Here is a 16239-nt window from a genome sequence, read left to right on the forward strand (position 1 = left end):
TTGTCAGATGCCCGGCAACATGCCATCGGCGGCTGTATTGGCTGGCGTTTCCAGGATCACCAACCGATCATCGGGCAGCGGCCGCTGCAGCGTCTTGGCTTCGTTCCAGTCGGCGGTCAGCCAGGTCTCGACTTCTTCGTGGCTCGTCAGAATGACGGGCATGGCCTTCGGATGGATCGGCTTCACCACGCCATTGGCCTCGGTCGTCAGGAAGGCGAACAGTTGATGATCGCCCGGACGCGGGGTCCGGTTCGAGCCGCGGGTTCCGCGCCACGGCGTCCAGATTCCCGCGAAGAAGAACAGGGGCTGGGTCTCATCGAGGGCGAACCAGTGCAGCGGTTTGCGCTTCGTGACTGGATCGGGCTTTTGCCCATATTCGGAAAAGGCGGTGGCCGGGACCACGCAGCGATTCTCGAGCCCGAGCCATTTGCGCCAGTGAGGGCTGGCCGTGTTGCGGATATTGGTGACGCCGGTGTCCGGCGCGTCGCGGGATTTCAGATATTCGACGGGCGTGGGCATACCCCAGGTCAATGAGGCCAGTTCCCGCCCGCCGTCGGTGTTGCGCACCACCGGCGCCGGCCGGTCGGGATAGACGTCCATCGACGGTTCGAGATTGCCGATACTGTCATGGGTGGCTGCCACGAAATCCCGGATCGCCTGCTGATTGGTCGTAATGCGATAGAGATTGCACATCGCCCCGCCACTCTCCTTGCGAATACTTTACGTCACCATAGGGCATTGCACCCCGTCGATCACTTCCGGGATGGCCGAGATTGACTCTCGACCTGTAAGAGAACAAATAAAGAACATAGCAACGGAATCGACCAGTGCAAAGCCCCGGAGACGCCATCCTCATATGCCCAGCCGTGCCGACAGCCCAGCCATTGCCGACCTTCGGGCGCGCATCGCGCGGCTCGAAGGCGATGGCGCGCATCCGCACGAGGTGCTGCCCTTCGGGATCGCGCCGCTGGATCGCAAGCTGCCCGGTGGCGGGCTGGCGCTCGGATGCCTCCATGAAGTCGCCGGAGGCGGCAACGGGGCGGTGGATGGCGCGGCTGCGGCCTGTTTCACGGCCGGGATCGCCGCCCGCACCACCGGGCAGGTGCTCTGGTGCGTGGCGCTACAGGATCTCTTCGCACCGGGGCTGGAGCAGGCCGGACTGCCGCCCGGCCGGGTGATCTTCGTCGAAGCCGGAGACGACAAGGCCGTTCTGGCCTGTATGGAGGAAGGGCTGCGGCATGGCGGGCTGGGGGCGGTCGTGGGCGACGTCGCGCGCCTGCCGATGACCGCCTCGCGGCGGCTGCATCTGGCCGCGAAAGGCTCGGCGACGATCTGCATCGCGTTGCGCCGCTGGCGGCGACAGGCGGAGGCCAGCGATTTCGGGCAGCCGACGGCGGCGATGACCCGCTGGCGGATCTCGGCGCTGCCGTCCTCGTCCCTTCCAGTTCCCGGCGTCGGGCGGCCGCGCTGGCTGGTCGAGCTGATCCGGGCGCGGGCGGGCGAATGTCTCGATATCGAACTGGAGGCGTGCGATGGCTCGGGTCATCTCTGTCTTCCTGCCGAACTGGCCGACAGACCGGTTGCGGCGGAAGGCGGGCGACGCAGCGCCGCCCGGTGAGGCGCCGCTGGTCATCGCCGGAAGGGAGAAGAACCGCCGGGTGGTGACGGCGGCCGATCCGGCCGCGCGGGCGCTCGGCCTGCGCGCCGGAATGCCTGTCACCAAGGCCCAGGCGATGGTGCCCGGCCTCCACATCGAGCCCGCCGACCCGCGGGCCGACCTGGACAGCCTCGAACGCCTCGCGCTCTGGGTGCTGCAACGCTTCTCACCTATCGCCGCCGCCGACGCGCCGGACGGGATCGTCATCGACGCGACCGGCGCCGACCATCTGCATGGCGGTGAGGCGGCCATGCTGGAGGCGCTGACCGGGCGGCTTGTCATGTCCGGCGTCACCGCCCGCGCAGCCATCGCCGATAGCTGGGGCGCGGCCCATGCGCTGGCGCGCTACGCGGCCGATCCGCTGTTTGTCACTCCTCCCGGCGAAACCATCCCAGGACTCGCACCGCTGCCGCTGCAAGCCCTGCGCCTGCCACCCGCGATCGCGGCGGGGCTGAACGACCTCGGCTTTGTCCGCATCGGCGACCTGATCGGGCAGCCGCGCGCGCCTCTGACCCGGCGCTTCGGCCCGGAGCTCTGCCGGCGTCTCGATCAGGCCCTGGGCGAGATCGCCGAACCCATCGAACCGATCCGGCCCGAGGAGCTGGTCTCGGTTCGCCGCGTCTTCGCAGAGCCCATCGGCGCCGCCGAGACCATCGCGCGCTATATTCGCAAGCTGGTCATGGCGCTCTGCGAGGCGCTCGAGGGGCGGGGTCTTGGCGCGCGCCGTCTCGACCTGCTCTGCCACCGGGTCGACAACCGGATCGAGACGGTGCGCATCGGCCTGGCCATGCCGGTGCGGGATTCCGCGCGCCTGACCCGGCTTCTCTGCGACAGGATCGAGACCATCGCGCCGGGCTTCGGCATCGAGATCATGTCGCTGACCGCCACCCTTGCCGAACCCCTGCCTTTGCGGCAGGCGGCCAGCAGCCTGATCGAGGAGGGCGCGCCGGATCTGTCCGGCCTGATCGACACGCTGGCCAATCGGGTCGGCGCGCGGGCGGTCTATCGTTTCGCGCCGGTGGCGAGCGATGTGCCCGAGCGCTCGGTCCGTCGTCTGCCGGCACTCGCCGAGGATACGGGTGCGGGCTGGCCCGACCATTGGCCGCGCCCTTCGCGGCTGCTCTCCCGGCCGGAGCCGATCGAGACCATGGCGCTCCTGCCGGACCATCCGCCGAACTGGTTCTCCTGGAAGGGCGTGCGTCGCCGGGTCCGACGGGCCGACGGACCGGAGCGCATCTTCGGGGAATGGTGGAAGCGCGATGCCGAGCTGATCGCGGTGCGGGACTATTTCCGGGTCGAGGACGATGCCGGCGAACGCTTCTGGATCTTCCGCTCCGGCGATGGCGAGGATGCCGCCACCGGCTCGCATCGCTGGTTCCTGCACGGGATTTTCGGATGAGCGCGCCCGCCTACGCCGAATTGCAGGTGACGTCGAATTTCTCCTTCCTGCGCGGAGCCTCCGCGGCCGAGGAGCTGCTCGCTGCCGCCGCGGCGATGGGGATCGAGGCCATGGCCGTGACCGATCGCAACACGCTGGCCGGTATCGTGCGCGCCCATGAGGCGGCGAAGGAGGCGGGCGTGCGGCTGATCGTCGGCTGCCGCCTCGATCTCGTCTGCGGCATGTCGGCGCTGGTCTATCCGACCGACCGGGCGGCCTGGTCGCGGCTCTGCCGACTCCTGTCGCTGGGCAAGGGGCGGGCGGGCAAGGCGCGCTGTCATCTCGAATGGGACGATCTCACCGCCTATGGCGAAGGGCTGATCGCGGTCCTCGTGCCGGACCTTGCCGACGAGACCTGCGGTTTGCGCCTGAGGCGCCTGCGCGACTCTTTCGGCGATCGCGCCTATCTCGGCCTGACGCTGCGGCGGCGGCCCAATGACCAGATGCGCCTCTGGGAGCTGTCGACGCTCGCCGCGCGGATCGGCGTGCCCACCGTGGTGACCAATGACGTGCTCTTCCACGAACCCGGCCGCCGCATCCTGCAGGATGTCGTCACCGCGATCCGCCACAATGTCACCGTCGATGCGCTCGGCGCCCGGCGCGAGCGCCATGCCGACCGCTATCTGAAGCCGCCCGCCGAAATGCACCGGCTCTTCGCGCGCTGGCCCGAGGCTTTGGCCCGGACGCGTGAGATCGCGGATCGCTGCCGCTTCTCGCTCGACGAGCTGCGCTATCAATATCCCGAAGAGCGCGACGATCAGGCGCTGACCCCGCAGGAAACCCTGGAGCGGCTGACCTGGGAGGGCGCCGCACACCGCTATCCCGAGGGCGTGCCCGAGGAGGTGACCGCCGCGCTGGAGCATGAGCTGGCCCTGATCGGCAAGCTCGATTACGCGCCCTACTTCCTCACGGTGAACAGCATCGTCCGCTTCGCCCGGTCGCGCGGCATCCTCTGCCAGGGGCGCGGATCGGCGGCGAACTCGGCCGTCTGCTATGTGCTCGGCATCACCGCGATCGATCCCGGCCGCAACGATCTCCTGTTCGAGCGCTTCGTCTCCGAGGAGCGCCGCGAGCCGCCCGATATCGACGTGGATTTCGAGCATGAGCGGCGCGAGGAGGTGATCCAGTGGGTCTATGAGCATTACGGCCGCGAGCGCGCCGCTCTGACCGCCACCGTCATCCGCTATCGCTCCAAGGGCGCGCTGCGGGACGTGGGCAAGGCCCTGGGGCTTCCCGAAGACCTGATCCAGACGCTGTCCGGCCAGCTCTGGGGCGGGTCCGAGGCTGGTGTCACCGAGCAGCAGCTCCGCGATCTCAACCTCAATCCGGAGGATCGCCGGTTGCGCCTGACGCTCGAACTGGCCGCCCAGCTTCGCGGCGCGCCGCGGCATCTGTCGCAGCATCCGGGCGGTTTCGTGCTGACCCATGACCGGCTCGACGATCTCGTGCCCATCGAGCCCGCGGCGATGGAGGGGCGCCAGATCATCGAATGGGACAAGGACGATATCGACGCGCTGCGCTTCATGAAGGTCGATGTCCTGGCGCTCGGCATGCTGAGTTGCATGCGCCGGGGGCTGGACCTGTTGGCCGAGCACAAGGATATCCACCTCGATCTGGCGTCGATCCCGGCCGAGGATCCGCGCACCTATGCGATGATCCGCAAAGCCGATACGCTCGGCACCTTCCAGATCGAGAGCCGGGCGCAGATGTCGATGCTGCCGCGCTTGAAACCCCGGACCTATTACGACCTGGTGGTGCAGGTCGCGATCGTGCGGCCGGGGCCGATCCAGGGCGATATGGTTCATCCCTATCTGCGCCGGCGCGAGGGCCTGGAAGAGGTCGATTATCCCCGGCCCGAGCTGGAGAAGGTGCTGGGAAAGACGCTCGGCGTGCCGCTGTTCCAGGAACAGGCGATGCGCGTCGCCATCGAATGCGCGGGCTTTACCGCGGGCGAGGCCGATCTCCTGCGCAAGAGCATGGCGACCTTCAAACATACCGGCGGCGTCTCGAAGTTCCGCGACCGGCTGATCTCGGGGATGATCGCGCGCGGCTATGAGGAGCCGTTCGCGGCCCGGACCTTCCAGCAGCTCGAAGGCTTCGGCTCCTATGGTTTTCCCGAAAGCCATGCGGCGAGCTTCGCGCTGATCGCTTATGCCTCGGCCTGGCTCAAATGCTGGCACCCGGATGTCTTCTGCGCCGCGCTCCTCAACGCCCAGCCCATGGGCTTTTATGCGCCGGCCCAGATCGTGCGCGACGCCCGCGAGCATGGGGTGGAGGTCCGCCCGGTCTGCATCAATGCCTCCCGCTGGGATTGCACGCTGGAGCCGACCGGCGACGAAAGCCGTCTCGCGGTCCGTCTTGGACTGCGAATGGTCAAGGGCCTCGCCAATGCCCATGCCGCCGCCATCGTGGCGGCGCGGGGCGATGAGAATTTCACCTCGATCGCCGATCTCTGGCGGCGGGCCGGCGTTCCCGTCGCGGCGCTCGATCAGATCGCCGCGGCCGATGGATTCCGTCCGGCTTTCGGCCTCGCCCGGCGCGAGGCGCAATGGGCCATCAAGGGGCTGCGCGACGAGGAACTGCCGCTCTTCGCCGCCGCCTCGGACCGTGAGGGGCGGACCGTTCCGGAACTCGACGAGCCTGCGATCGCGCTGAGAGCGATGCCCGCCGGTCGCGAGGTGGTCGAGGATTACGGGCATATCGGCCTGTCGCTGCGCCGCCATCCGGTCTCCTTCCTGCGCGAGGACCTGGCGAAGCGCCGGATCGTCAGCTGCGCCGAGGCGATGGCGGCGCGCGACCGGCGCTGGCTGGAGGCGGCAGGGATCGTCCTGGTGCGCCAACGCCCCGGCTCGGCTAATGGCGTCATGTTCGTCACGCTCGAGGACGAGACCGGCATCGCCAATCTCGTCGTGTGGCAAAAGGTCTTCGAGCGCTATCGGCGGGTCATTCTCTCATCGAGCATGATCGCCGTGAGGGGCCGCGTTCAGCGCGAGGGCGAGGTCGTGCATCTTGTCGCCCATCGGATCGTCGATCTGTCGCGGGATCTGGCGAGTGTCGGGCAGCGCGAGGCGGCTGCGGCCGAGAAGCAGGGGCCGGTGGCCGGCGGCATCAGGGTGAAGGCGCGGGATTTCCGGTAAAGCCGGTGGCTTTGACAGAAGGCGGTATCGGTTCGAACCAAGGAATCGGCTTGCCTCTCGGGGATCACAGATCTTCTGGCCCGATCGACCATTCTGCGATTTCTCTATCGATCAATCGCCATTGTTCTGCAAGGTCGGCAAGGTCGGCGGTGTCTACAACAGGATGATCGAGGCCCTCGAATTGGTCACCGAGATATGTGGCGAGGCCCGCACCGCCTTCGTTGGCGAACCACACTCCGACCAGATCCGCGATTTCCTTCAACTGCCTGAGAGTCTTTTCAGCATCGCGAATGTCGAAATCACCAAGCTCCCTGTCCTGCCGACTTTGCTTGTTCCCGGCATGGGCAACATGCGAGTTAACGTGCTCGGCAATTCGATCAAGGCGGGCAAGCCGAGTTTCGATCTTCTCGAAGACCGTGTCCGAGATCAGATTGCTCGGGTTACGCTCTGACGCAGAAACGCCGCTCAAAACATCGAAATGCCGATGCGCGGCCTCACTTTTCATGAGCTCTGGATCGCCCCACACCGGACGCCCCTTCGCGGCGACGAGGTGGTCATGTTGTTCTTGATGCAGGCGATCGAGATCGTATTGCGCGTCAAGCACTTTCTCGACGTAGATTCTCCTGGTCAACCAGTTTTGGCTCGCTTTCACGTCGTTGACGACAGATCGGATCGAGTAAACTCCCTTGGGGCCTTTTATCGGGGCCTTATCGAGAAGTCGGCGAGTGCCGAGAAGCAGGCTTGACCAGTATCCCTCGGAAACGAGATTGAACATCATCTGGTTAAGCGGGGGTCTCGAGCCTCTCTTCTCATTTGCAAGACGGACGATCCGAACCGTCGTGCGAAAGGCGGCGTAGTTCCAGAGCAGATCCTGAATGGCTCTGTGGATGCCCGTTGTCTCGTCGCGAAAAGCATCCCGCCACGCGGCGATGTGCTGGTCATGCTGCGTCATTAGTTTTCCAAGCCTGAGCGCCAAACTCACCTCATCATACCGGGAGACGCCAACACCGGCGACGGCTATTCGCTTCTGATTCTTCCTTCGCGCGGGCTCGTTTTATTGTTCCCGCGAATAAACGCGCATCTTGCCGTGGGCCTGAAGGGGGAAGGCCTTCCCCCCTGGCCGGCACTATCGTTGCCGGCGCACCCCCTTCAGCGGGGAGACCCCCAGGCTGTGCTAAAACCCACCAATCGTGCGAGCGCAGCGAATGATTTTGCCCGCTCTATGGAATATGAGCGTTTGGCTGCTTAAGACCTCTTTGTCATCATCGGCTATGAGATCGCAAAATCCCGAAAGCTGCCGTTGAGCCGCTGCGGCTGACCGCTGCTTGGCCCTTATTGGTCCGCCTCGGAGGAACTATTCCGCACCCAAGTCGGACAGCCTCGGCATGTCAGCCTGCTCCTTCCCTTAATGCCTCTGCGATCAGCAGAGCAAGCTCCCCAGGCGGCTGGATACCGGAGATACGCTGATCGCATCCCCATGCCCATCCATCATCCCAACGTCGGATCGGTGAAGCTGGCTTGCACTTCACTCAATAGGTGATGCTAGTCAGAACCACGTAAAGGATCGTGGCGGCCAAGCCACCGACCATCAGTATCAGGAGCCAGAGGGACGGTTCCGTTCTTATTCGATCAAGATATCGCATCGGATGCTGCCTTTTCGAGTAGAGCACATGCATCTCAGATCAGCCTGTTGTCCTCGGCCTTCTGGCGGGCGCGGCGGCGGGTGCCGTCGGTATCCGATTTGCGGTGCCGTTCAGCCGCCGCCTTGCGGATCTGCTCGAAGCGATTTTCTTCGACCTGCTTGAGCGTCGGATGCGTATCTGTCTTCTTCACAAACGAGATCATTGCTGAAGTTCCTTCCTGTGGCGGGTGGAAACGCCCTGGCGCCTGCCTGAGCGCTTTAAACGGGGTATTATGCGCCAAGCCCGGTGACACAGCCTTGGACTCCAAGCCGGTCGGCAGTCGTCTGCCCCGGCATCGTCGCCCAGCCGCCGGCTTCCACGAACTGACGCTTCTTGTAGCTGTCGGGTATCGCCTTGAACTCGGCAAGTTTCGCCGCCGCATCTGGGGCCGCGTTGAACCTTTCGACGCATATGGCGGATGCCAGCTCCCCGCGCGCCGTGTCGCCGGCCGCTTTCGCCATGGTCTGCGAAGTGCCGCCAGTGACCCAGCCGCCCCAGCTGAATCCTATAACGATCGTTGCGATCATCGCCGCGATGCATGCCCAGACCAGAATGGTCTTTGAAGGCTGATAGTCTTCCCAGCGGCGGGAGAGAGATGGTTTGGTCGTGCTTTGTGTGGCCATGGAGATTCCTTCCAGGTTGGAATGCAGATTGCTTTGTCTGGGCGTCGGCCGAACGGTTCAGGCACTGTTCTCAGTATCCCATTCCGCCCATGCCGCCGTTGCCGGCCGACGGGGTGGATTCCTTCGCGCGAATGTCGGCGATCATCGCCTCGGCGGTGATCAGGAGCGCTGCGATCGAGCCGGCGTTCTGCAGGGCGGTTCTGACGACCTTGGCGGGGTCGACGATACCGGCCTCGATCATGTCGACATAGGTTTCGGTCTGGGCGTCGAAGCCCTGGTTGTGGTCCTTGCTGTCCGTGAGCTTGCTGACCACGATCGAGCCTTCGACGCCGGCATTCTCGGCGATCTGCCGGACCGGCGCTTCGAGCGCCCGACGCACGATCGAAATGCCTGCGGTTATATCGGCGTTGGCGCCTGTCAGAGAGGCCAGCACGGTCCTGACGCGCAGCAGCGCCACACCGCCGCCGGGCACGATGCCTTCCTCGACCGCAGCTCGGGTGGCGTTGAGCGCATCGTCGATGCGGTCTTTCTTCTCCTTGACCTCGGTCTCGGTCGCGCCGCCGACGCGGATCACCGCGACGCCTCCGGCGAGTTTGGCCAGCCGCTCCTGGAGCTTCTCCTTGTCGTAGTCCGAGGTCGTTTCCTCGATCTGCGCCTTGATCTGGGCAATACGAGCGGCGATGCCGGCCTTGTCGCCGGAACCGTCGATGATCGTTGTCGTGTCCTTGTCTACGACAACACGCTTGGCGCTGCCGAGCATGTCGAGCGTGACATTTTCCAGCTTGATGCCGAGATCGTCGGAGATCACCTGGCCGGCGGTCAGCACGGCGATGTCCTCGAGCATGGCCTTGCGGCGGTCGCCAAAGCCCGGAGCTTTCACGGCCGCGACCTTCAGGCCGCCGCGCAACTTGTTGACGACCAGCGTGGCGAGCGCCTCGCCCTCGACGTCCTCGGAGATGATCAGCAGCGGCTTGCCGCTTTGCACCACCGCCTCCAGGATCGGCAGCATGGCTTGAAGATTACCGAGCTTCTTCTCGTGGATGAGGATGTAGGGGTCATCCAGTTCCACGCGCATCTTTTCGGCGTTGGTGACGAAGTATGGAGAGAGGTAGCCGCGATCGAACTGCATGCCTTCGACCACGTCGAGCTCGGTTTCGGCGGTCCTGGCTTCCTCGACGGTGATCACACCCTCGTTGCCGACCTTGTCCATCGCACTCGCAATCATCCCGCCGATGGTGCCATCGCCATTGGCGGCGATCGTGCCGACCTGCGCGATCTCAGCCGACGACTTGACCTTCCTGGCCCGCGCCTGGATTTCCTTGACGACGGCCGCGACGCCAATGTCGATGCCGCGCTTCAGGTCCATCGGGTTCATCCCGGCGGCGACCAGCTTGGCGCCCTCGCGCAGGATGGAGGCCGCGAGCACCGTCGCCGTCGTGGTTCCGTCGCCGGCGAGGTCGTTGGTCTTGGAGGCCACCTCGCGCACCATCTGCGCGCCCATGTTCTCGAACTTGTCTTCGAGTTCGATCTCCCTGGCGACGGTGACGCCGTCCTTGGTGATGCGCGGCGCGCCATAGGCCTTGTCGATGACGACGTTGCGTCCCTTTGGCCCGAGCGTCACCTTGACGGCGTTGTTCAGCAGTTCGACGCCGCGCAGCATGCGGTCGCGGGCTTCGCCGGCGAATTTGATTTCCTTGGCAGACATGATGTTCGTCCAGTTCGGGCTTGATTATCAGGTATCGGCCGGTCAGGCGGCTTTGCTGGCGGCCGCCGTTGTCTTCTCGACGATGCCCATGATGTCGGATTCCTTCATGATCAGGAGATCCTCGCCGTCGAGCTTGACCTCGGTGCCGGACCATTTGCCGAACAGGATGAGGTCGCCCGCCTTGACGTCGAGTGGAACCAGCTTGCCGGCTTCGTCGCGCGAACCCGGGCCGACGGCGATCACCTCGCCTTCCTGCGGCTTTTCCTTCGCGGTATCGGGAATGATGATCCCGCCTTTGGATTTGAGATCGCCTTCCGCCCGTCGGATGACGACGCGGTCGTGGAGGGGCCGGAATTTCATGGGGTTCTTTCTGAGGCCGGCGCATAGGGCGACCACCTCGGATAGATAGCGACTTTGGCACTCGAATGATAGGAGTGCTAAACGTATTTCGTTGAAAAGGTGGAATTGCGAAAATTTATATCACTTCTACCAATGCGATGTTTGTTGTTTTCAATACGTATTTCCTGCCTTTTTAAGGATTTTTATTTTTATGGAAGAGCCATTTATTCAATTCTAGATAAATAATAGCGACCCGCTCCTTGTTTACCGGGTGGGGACAGCCCATATATAAAACTCGTTGATTTGGCCGACTTGGCTTTTTGCGGTGTCAGAGACCCGCCATTCACCACCGAATTCTCGATAGCGAATGCATCACGCGCCGACCTGGCGCGCATATCGCTCTGTTCGAACCTTGGAATGAACGCGCCGCTGACCACGGATGTACTGGCAGCACGGAAGTTCGTTCCGGTTCGAATGGGAATGATGCAGGAGGCGCGTTTGCGTGCTCCTGCGGAGGTATCGACCCATGACAACGCGCACCACGCAGAAAATCGTCCGGTTCTCCGCACCCTTCATGCTGTCCGGCTTCGACGCTGCGCAGCCTGCCGGCGACTATCGCGTGGACCAGGATGAGGAACTGCTGGAGGGATCCTCCCGCCTTGCCTGGAGACGTGTAGGCGCCTTCATCCACCTGCCCGCCATCGGCATTGATGGCCACACGTATCAGATGGCGCCGATAGATCCCGCCGATCTCGACGCCGCCCTCGAAAAGGATCACCAACAGCCATGATATCAACCAACCCAATCCGGCGCACGAACCGTCCCGCCCGCCACGAGGCTCCTGCTCATCTCTTCGCGATCGGACAGGCTGTCCGGCTCAAGGGCGGTTTCGTGAGGCCGGCATTACCCGCCGATATCTACCGCATAACCGGCAGACTGCCGGCACGGGGAGATTCACTGCAATATCGCATCCGCAACGACGACGAACGCCATGAGCGAGTGACGACGCAGGACAGCCTCGAGCCGGTCGACATGTCGCAATCCGGTAATGGCGCAACCCTCATCGAAAGGACGTTCGGACATGGCTAAAGGCCAGAAACGAAGCAATCGCGAGATCAGAAAGCCGAAACAGGAGAAGGCCCCGCCAAAGCCTGAAAGCACCTTCGGCAACCAGATCAAGTTTGCCGCCAATGATGCCAATGCTTCCCAAGGCAAAGGCAAGCACTGAGGCAGTGCTGCTCCGGCTGAAAGAGCAAGTAGCGCCATGAAAGTTGTCATCGAGTTCTACCGCACGCGGGAGACGGATGACGCCCATGCTGTCGTGGGCCGAGAGGCGGTGGAAGCCGTCGATCTCGCCAACGCCATTGAGATTGCGCAACTGCTTTCGCAGACGCTCGATATGCCTCAACGGCCCGACGCCATCGCGATCACCGACTTATCCGGTAACGCGCTATTTTCCGGCATCATTGATGCCGACGTGACCACTAGAGAAAGGCCACGATCATGACCCGATACATAGATGAAATCGAACGGGAGCGGCACGACCGCGCGATCGGCGTCTGGGACAATGAAGGCGGTGCATCCGCCCGCGCACCAGGCGACGAACAATATGGCCGCCGGATCGAAGCCGACCGGTCCTGGACCATCTACCATGTCTTCACCGGCGTTCCAGCCAGCCGCGAAGGGCAGGAGATGATCGGCCTTAGCCACTCGGCCGCAACCGACGGGATGCTTTCCCTCAATCGTCGGAATGATGTGCGACGCAAGGAGCACATGAACGGGTTTATGCGTGTACCACTGCTGCTGCAAACGGCAAGGGCAGATCAACGATGACCCTTGAATTCCTGAACCCCAGCCGCAGCTTCGACGAAGTGCGCAACGCCATTCGCTTTATCGGGCACGACGGCATGTTCGAAGTGCCGTTCTTTGTCGAAGTGGAAGCGCTCGCCAGGTCCCCTGCTGAATTGCGCAGCACTGAGGTGTCGGAAGAGATGTATCTCTCGACCTTCGATGCGACGCGCAGTTCGATCCACGATGTCGCCCGCGAGGCCTACTCGCATCGTCGCCAAACCTCCTATACGCTGACCGCTGCCGATTTCCGGTAAAGACACCACTCAATGCTGATCCGCTACGGGTATGAGATCACACTGACCTGCCAGCAGCCGACAGCCTTGGTGTGTCTGCTGTCGGTGCACGAGGATCGCGCGGCTGACATACGGGTGCCGGAGACGACGTTCACCACACCCGATGTGCACGTATCGACCTACCGCGATCTCTTCGGCAACAAATGCCGGCGGCTGGTCGCGCCTGCGGGCGACCTGACGATGTGGGGTGATGCCACGATCGAGGACGACGGCAGGCCGGACGGGATTGTGCCGGGTGCCCGGGAACTGCCGGTGCCGGACTTGCCGGACGATTGCCTCGTCTACCTCATGGGCAGCCGCTACTGCGAAACCGACCGTCTCAGCCAGACCGCTTGGGACCTGTTCGGCAAGATGCCGCCCGGTTGGAGCCGGGTGCAGGCGATCTGCGATTTCGTCCACAACCACATCCGCTTCGACTACATGCAGGCTCGATCTACGCGGACGGCTTTCGAGGCGTTCCATGAGCGCGTTGGCGTTTGTCGCGATTTCGCGCATCTTGCGGTCACGTTCTGCCGATGCCTCAACATCCCCGCTCGCTATATCAACGGCCATCTCGGTGACATCGGCGTGCCGGTCGTCGATCCGATGGATTTCAGCGCCTGGATCGAAGTGTTCCTCGATGGCGAATGGTACACCTTCGATCCGCGCAACAACGTCCCGCGGATCGGCAGGATCGTGGTGGCGCGCGGCCGCGACGCAGCCGACATACCGCTCGTCAACTCCTTCGGCCCGCATGTTCTGAAGGCGTTCCGAGTATGGACTTACGAGGTATCGGGCTTGCAACAGGCGCAAGAGCATCGCGAGTAAGGCGCCTTGGGACCGGACACCAAGGCTACAGGCGATACGGCAAGGCATACCGGAAGCGCCGCAGACCTTTTCGAAGATAACTCACTTTAGTCAGGCACCCGCCATGGTCCGCTGACTGTGACCGGTTCCCGACGTTAGGTTGGCGCGATTCCAATCCCTTGAGCCGGTGCGGCCGCGACCTAATGTTCCATCCTCGTAATACCCACTTTCAGCAAACGGAAAAGTCGGGCCTGTGGCTGACGTCAGGCGCATCCAGTCGAAGTGCGAAGACTGTTTGAATGACAGCTTTCGCAGGTTCGTCGCCCAAAGTGCCGAAAGCAGGAAGCCACCTTTTCTCGGAAGTTTGGAGGGTCAGCGAGGTGCCGCGATCCTGCCTCTGGGTAGTTATTCGAGACCCAATACAAAGCCTTTCCCTATGAGCAAACAAGTGTAGAATCAGACTCTCCTGATCTGCTTTGCCGAGGTGTCTATGAGCTTCATTGAGGGAATAGCGCGAGATCAGGCCAATCTGCTTCCCCCATGTGTCGATGACTATGTTGGGCCTGACGCGCTCGTCCGCGTCGTCGATGCTTTCGTCGACAGTCTGGATATGATTGAGCTTGGCTTCACACGCGCCATTGCGGCCTCGACCGGACGACCAGGCTATCATCCCAGCGACATGCTCCGGCTGTATATCTGGGGCTACCTCAATCAAGCCCGTTCATCGCGACATCTGGAGCGCTCCTGCAAGCGCGACCTTGAAGCAATGTGGCTGATGCGGCAACTCGCGCCGGACTATCGGACCATTGCCGCCTTCCGGCACGACTATCCCGACGCGATCGTCGCCGCCAGCGCCGCGTTCGTGCTGTTCTGTCGCGAGCAGAATTTGGTAGGCGGCCGGTCGGTCGCACTCGACGGCACCAAGATGCGAGCGGTCGCCAGTCCAAAGAACATCGCCGGGGCGGAGCGGCTCGCGCGCGATATCGCGCATACCGAAAAAGAGATCGCCTATTATCTCGACCGCCTGGACATAATCGACGAGACCGTCGCGCGGGGCTTTGATGATCAACCACTGCACCGCGAAGGCTTCAAGTCCGCCATTGCCTCCCTGCAGCGTCGGAAGGACCGGCTGGCCAGGCGACAGCAGGAACTCGATCGACGGGTCGAGAAGGTGCTCGTGTTTGGCGAGCCGGAGGCCAAACCGATGGGATATGCCCACGCGCCGAAGCTTCCCTCGTACAATCTGCAAAGCGTCGTCGATGTTGCGAGTGGTCTGATCGTCCACCATGACGTCTACAATGACGCGAACGACAGCCACCTTCTTCATCCGATGTCAGTCGCGGCTAAGGCCGTGCTGGAGGTAGATCAGCTCCAGGTGTTGACCGACGGCGGCTACTCAAACGCCGAAGAAGTCGCCCGTTGCGAACGCGAGAACATTGAGGTCGCTGCGCCGATCAAGCGCGGCGCGATGAATTCCGAACATTTTCGACCGGTACAGTTCCTCTACGACGAGGACAGCGACACGGTCCGTTGCCCCGGCGGGCAAACTCTACGCCCGTCCGGAATCCATACTCGCAATCGGGCGATGCGCTACCGTACCTCGGCCTGCGCGACCTGTGCGTTGAAGCCGAGATGCACGCCGGGAGCCCAGCGCACAATTCACCGGCTTGTCGATCAAGGTGCCCTCGATCGCATGGAGGCCCGAATCCATGCCAATCCCAGCTTGATGACGATCAGGCGATGCACGGTCGAGCATCCATTCGGCACCATAAAGCGAATGTCGGGTGGCGGAAGGTTCCTAACTAGAGGACTTAGGGCGGTAAAGGCGGAGGCGGCGCTGTCGATCCTAGCCTTCAACATCCTACACGCCGCGAACACATTCGGAACGAGGGTTGTTACCCCGAGCTGACGCGAGGCGGCGCTTCGCTTCGGCTCCACCTGGCAGGCGCTGCGGCTCCGACGGCTGACGTTTTGGCACAGCCTGCCCCGCAACGCCCCCTGAGAGGGAGAGTGCGGACGGGTTTTCCGTGACGGGTTGAGGGCTGGAGGAGTGGCCTCCGGCGCCCGTCGCGGAGATCATCCCGATGGCCAGAAAGGACCGCGCTCGCCCAGGCGGCGCCCGCAGCAATCTCTATGACGACATCACCGACAAGATCATCGCCGAGCTGGAGGAAGGGCGGCTGCCCTGGGTCCAGCCCTGGGGGACGGCGGCGGCGAAGGCGCCGCTCGCCATGCCGAGGAATGCCGCGACCGCGCGGCAATATTCCGGGATCAATGTCCTCATCCTCTGGGGCGCAGTGGTCCAGCACGGCTATCCGACCCAGCATTGGCTCACCTTCCGGCAAGCACTCTCGCTGGGCGGAAATGTCCGCAAGGGCGAGCGCGGCACCACCGTCGTCTATGCCGACCGCTTCACGCCGGAGGACGAGAAGCGCCGCGCCCAGGAGTCGGGCGAAGAAGCCAGCAGCATTCCGTTCCTGAAGCGCTTCACCGTGTTCAACGCGGCGCAATGCGAGGGCCTGCCCGAGGACATCGCCTTCGAGGCCCCGCCACCGCCGCCCGGCATGATCGAGCCGAAGGTCGAGGCGCTGATCGAGGCGACCGGGATCGATTTCCGCATCGGCGGGGATCGCGCCTTCTATGTTCCGGCGCTCGACTACGTGCAGGTGCCGCCTCCGGCCGCCTATTTCGAGCCGATCAACTGGCACAGGACGGCGCTCCACGAGAT

The 16239-nt window shown here is 63.5% G+C and carries 18 protein-coding genes; 12 read left to right on the plus strand and 6 right to left on the minus strand.

Annotation, left to right across the window (positions count from 1 at the left end; translation table 11 throughout):
• Positions 1–3: 3 nt before the first annotated feature.
• Positions 4–693: an SOS response-associated peptidase gene (locus P2PM1_RS21270; protein WP_039194724.1), complete on the minus strand. Its 690-nt coding sequence runs from the start codon at positions 691–693 to the stop codon at positions 4–6.
• Between the two features lie 163 nt (positions 694–856).
• Here P2PM1_RS21270 and P2PM1_RS21275 point away from each other — a divergent pair, with 163 nt between their 5' ends.
• The 3 genes from P2PM1_RS21275 to P2PM1_RS21285 are packed head-to-tail and all read left to right on the plus strand — an operon-like array spanning position 857 to position 6232.
• On the plus strand, positions 857–1618 hold the full coding sequence (locus P2PM1_RS21275) for an ImuA family protein (protein ID WP_039194725.1): 762 nt from the start codon (positions 857–859) through the stop codon (positions 1616–1618).
• Positions 1533–3056, plus strand: a complete 1524-nt coding sequence (locus tag P2PM1_RS21280) for a DNA polymerase Y family protein (RefSeq protein ID WP_039194726.1) — start codon at positions 1533–1535, stop codon at positions 3054–3056. The genes P2PM1_RS21275 and P2PM1_RS21280 overlap by 86 nt, the downstream gene beginning before the upstream one ends.
• A complete protein-coding gene (locus P2PM1_RS21285) occupies positions 3053–6232 on the plus strand; it encodes an error-prone DNA polymerase (protein ID WP_039194727.1) in 3180 nt (1059 codons plus the stop codon). Before P2PM1_RS21280 ends, P2PM1_RS21285 begins: the two co-directional genes overlap by 4 nt.
• A gap of 64 nt (positions 6233–6296) precedes the next feature.
• On the opposite strand, the gene P2PM1_RS21290 is transcribed toward P2PM1_RS21285, so the two are convergent.
• The 5 genes from P2PM1_RS21290 to P2PM1_RS21310 form a co-directional block, all read right to left on the minus strand.
• Positions 6297–7184, minus strand: a complete 888-nt coding sequence (locus P2PM1_RS21290) for a hypothetical protein (RefSeq protein ID WP_199259163.1) — start codon at positions 7182–7184, stop codon at positions 6297–6299.
• A gap of 725 nt (positions 7185–7909) precedes the next feature.
• Positions 7910–8077: a hypothetical protein gene (locus P2PM1_RS21295; RefSeq protein WP_094513308.1), complete on the minus strand. Its 168-nt coding sequence runs from the start codon at positions 8075–8077 to the stop codon at positions 7910–7912.
• A gap of 67 nt (positions 8078–8144) precedes the next feature.
• Positions 8145–8537, minus strand: a complete 393-nt coding sequence (locus P2PM1_RS21300; protein ID WP_039194731.1) for a hypothetical protein — start codon at positions 8535–8537, stop codon at positions 8145–8147.
• 70 nt (positions 8538–8607) lie between these two features.
• On the minus strand, positions 8608–10242 hold the full coding sequence (groL, locus tag P2PM1_RS21305; RefSeq protein WP_039194732.1) for a chaperonin GroEL: 1635 nt from the start codon (positions 10240–10242) through the stop codon (positions 8608–8610).
• 42 nt (positions 10243–10284) lie between these two features.
• On the minus strand, positions 10285–10602 hold the full coding sequence (locus tag P2PM1_RS21310; protein WP_050475053.1) for a co-chaperone GroES: 318 nt from the start codon (positions 10600–10602) through the stop codon (positions 10285–10287).
• Between the two features lie 505 nt (positions 10603–11107).
• Between P2PM1_RS21310 and P2PM1_RS21315 the strand changes: the two genes are divergently transcribed.
• The 9 genes from P2PM1_RS21315 to P2PM1_RS21355 all read left to right on the plus strand — a co-directional run.
• On the plus strand, positions 11108–11371 hold the full coding sequence (locus P2PM1_RS21315) for a hypothetical protein (RefSeq protein ID WP_039194734.1): 264 nt from the start codon (positions 11108–11110) through the stop codon (positions 11369–11371).
• Positions 11368–11670, plus strand: coding sequence for a hypothetical protein (locus P2PM1_RS21320; RefSeq protein ID WP_039194736.1), 303 nt, complete (start codon positions 11368–11370; stop codon positions 11668–11670). Before P2PM1_RS21315 ends, P2PM1_RS21320 begins: the two co-directional genes overlap by 4 nt.
• Positions 11663–11809 (plus strand): hypothetical protein, encoded by a 147-nt coding sequence (locus P2PM1_RS21325; RefSeq protein ID WP_167387076.1) that lies wholly within the window; start codon positions 11663–11665, stop codon positions 11807–11809. The genes P2PM1_RS21320 and P2PM1_RS21325 overlap by 8 nt, the downstream gene beginning before the upstream one ends.
• A 36-nt stretch (positions 11810–11845) precedes the next feature.
• Positions 11846–12088 carry a hypothetical protein gene (locus tag P2PM1_RS21330; protein ID WP_039194737.1) on the plus strand — a complete coding sequence of 81 codons (243 nt, stop codon included), beginning with the start codon at positions 11846–11848 and terminating at the stop codon, positions 12086–12088.
• A complete protein-coding gene (locus P2PM1_RS21335; RefSeq protein WP_039194738.1) occupies positions 12085–12414 on the plus strand; it encodes a hypothetical protein in 330 nt (109 codons plus the stop codon). Before P2PM1_RS21330 ends, P2PM1_RS21335 begins: the two co-directional genes overlap by 4 nt.
• The gene (locus P2PM1_RS21340; RefSeq protein WP_009452373.1) at positions 12411–12686 is read left to right on the plus strand and encodes a DUF1488 domain-containing protein; all 276 of its coding nucleotides are present in this window, start codon (positions 12411–12413) and stop codon (positions 12684–12686) included. Before P2PM1_RS21335 ends, P2PM1_RS21340 begins: the two co-directional genes overlap by 4 nt.
• Before the next feature lie 12 nt (positions 12687–12698).
• Entirely contained in the window at positions 12699–13532 is an 834-nt protein-coding gene (locus tag P2PM1_RS21345) for a transglutaminase family protein (RefSeq protein ID WP_039194740.1), read from the plus strand.
• 469 nt (positions 13533–14001) lie between these two features.
• Entirely contained in the window at positions 14002–15420 is a 1419-nt protein-coding gene (locus P2PM1_RS21350) for an IS1182 family transposase (protein ID WP_039194741.1), read from the plus strand.
• Between the two features lie 175 nt (positions 15421–15595).
• Positions 15596–16239 (plus strand): ArdC family protein (locus P2PM1_RS21355; RefSeq protein ID WP_186400454.1); only part of this gene is annotated, 644 nt, incomplete at its 3' end.

Origin of the sequence: Stappia sp. P2PMeth1 (assembly GCF_900185735.1) — a bacterium.
Classification (GTDB): Bacteria; Pseudomonadota; Alphaproteobacteria; order Rhizobiales; family Stappiaceae; genus Stappia.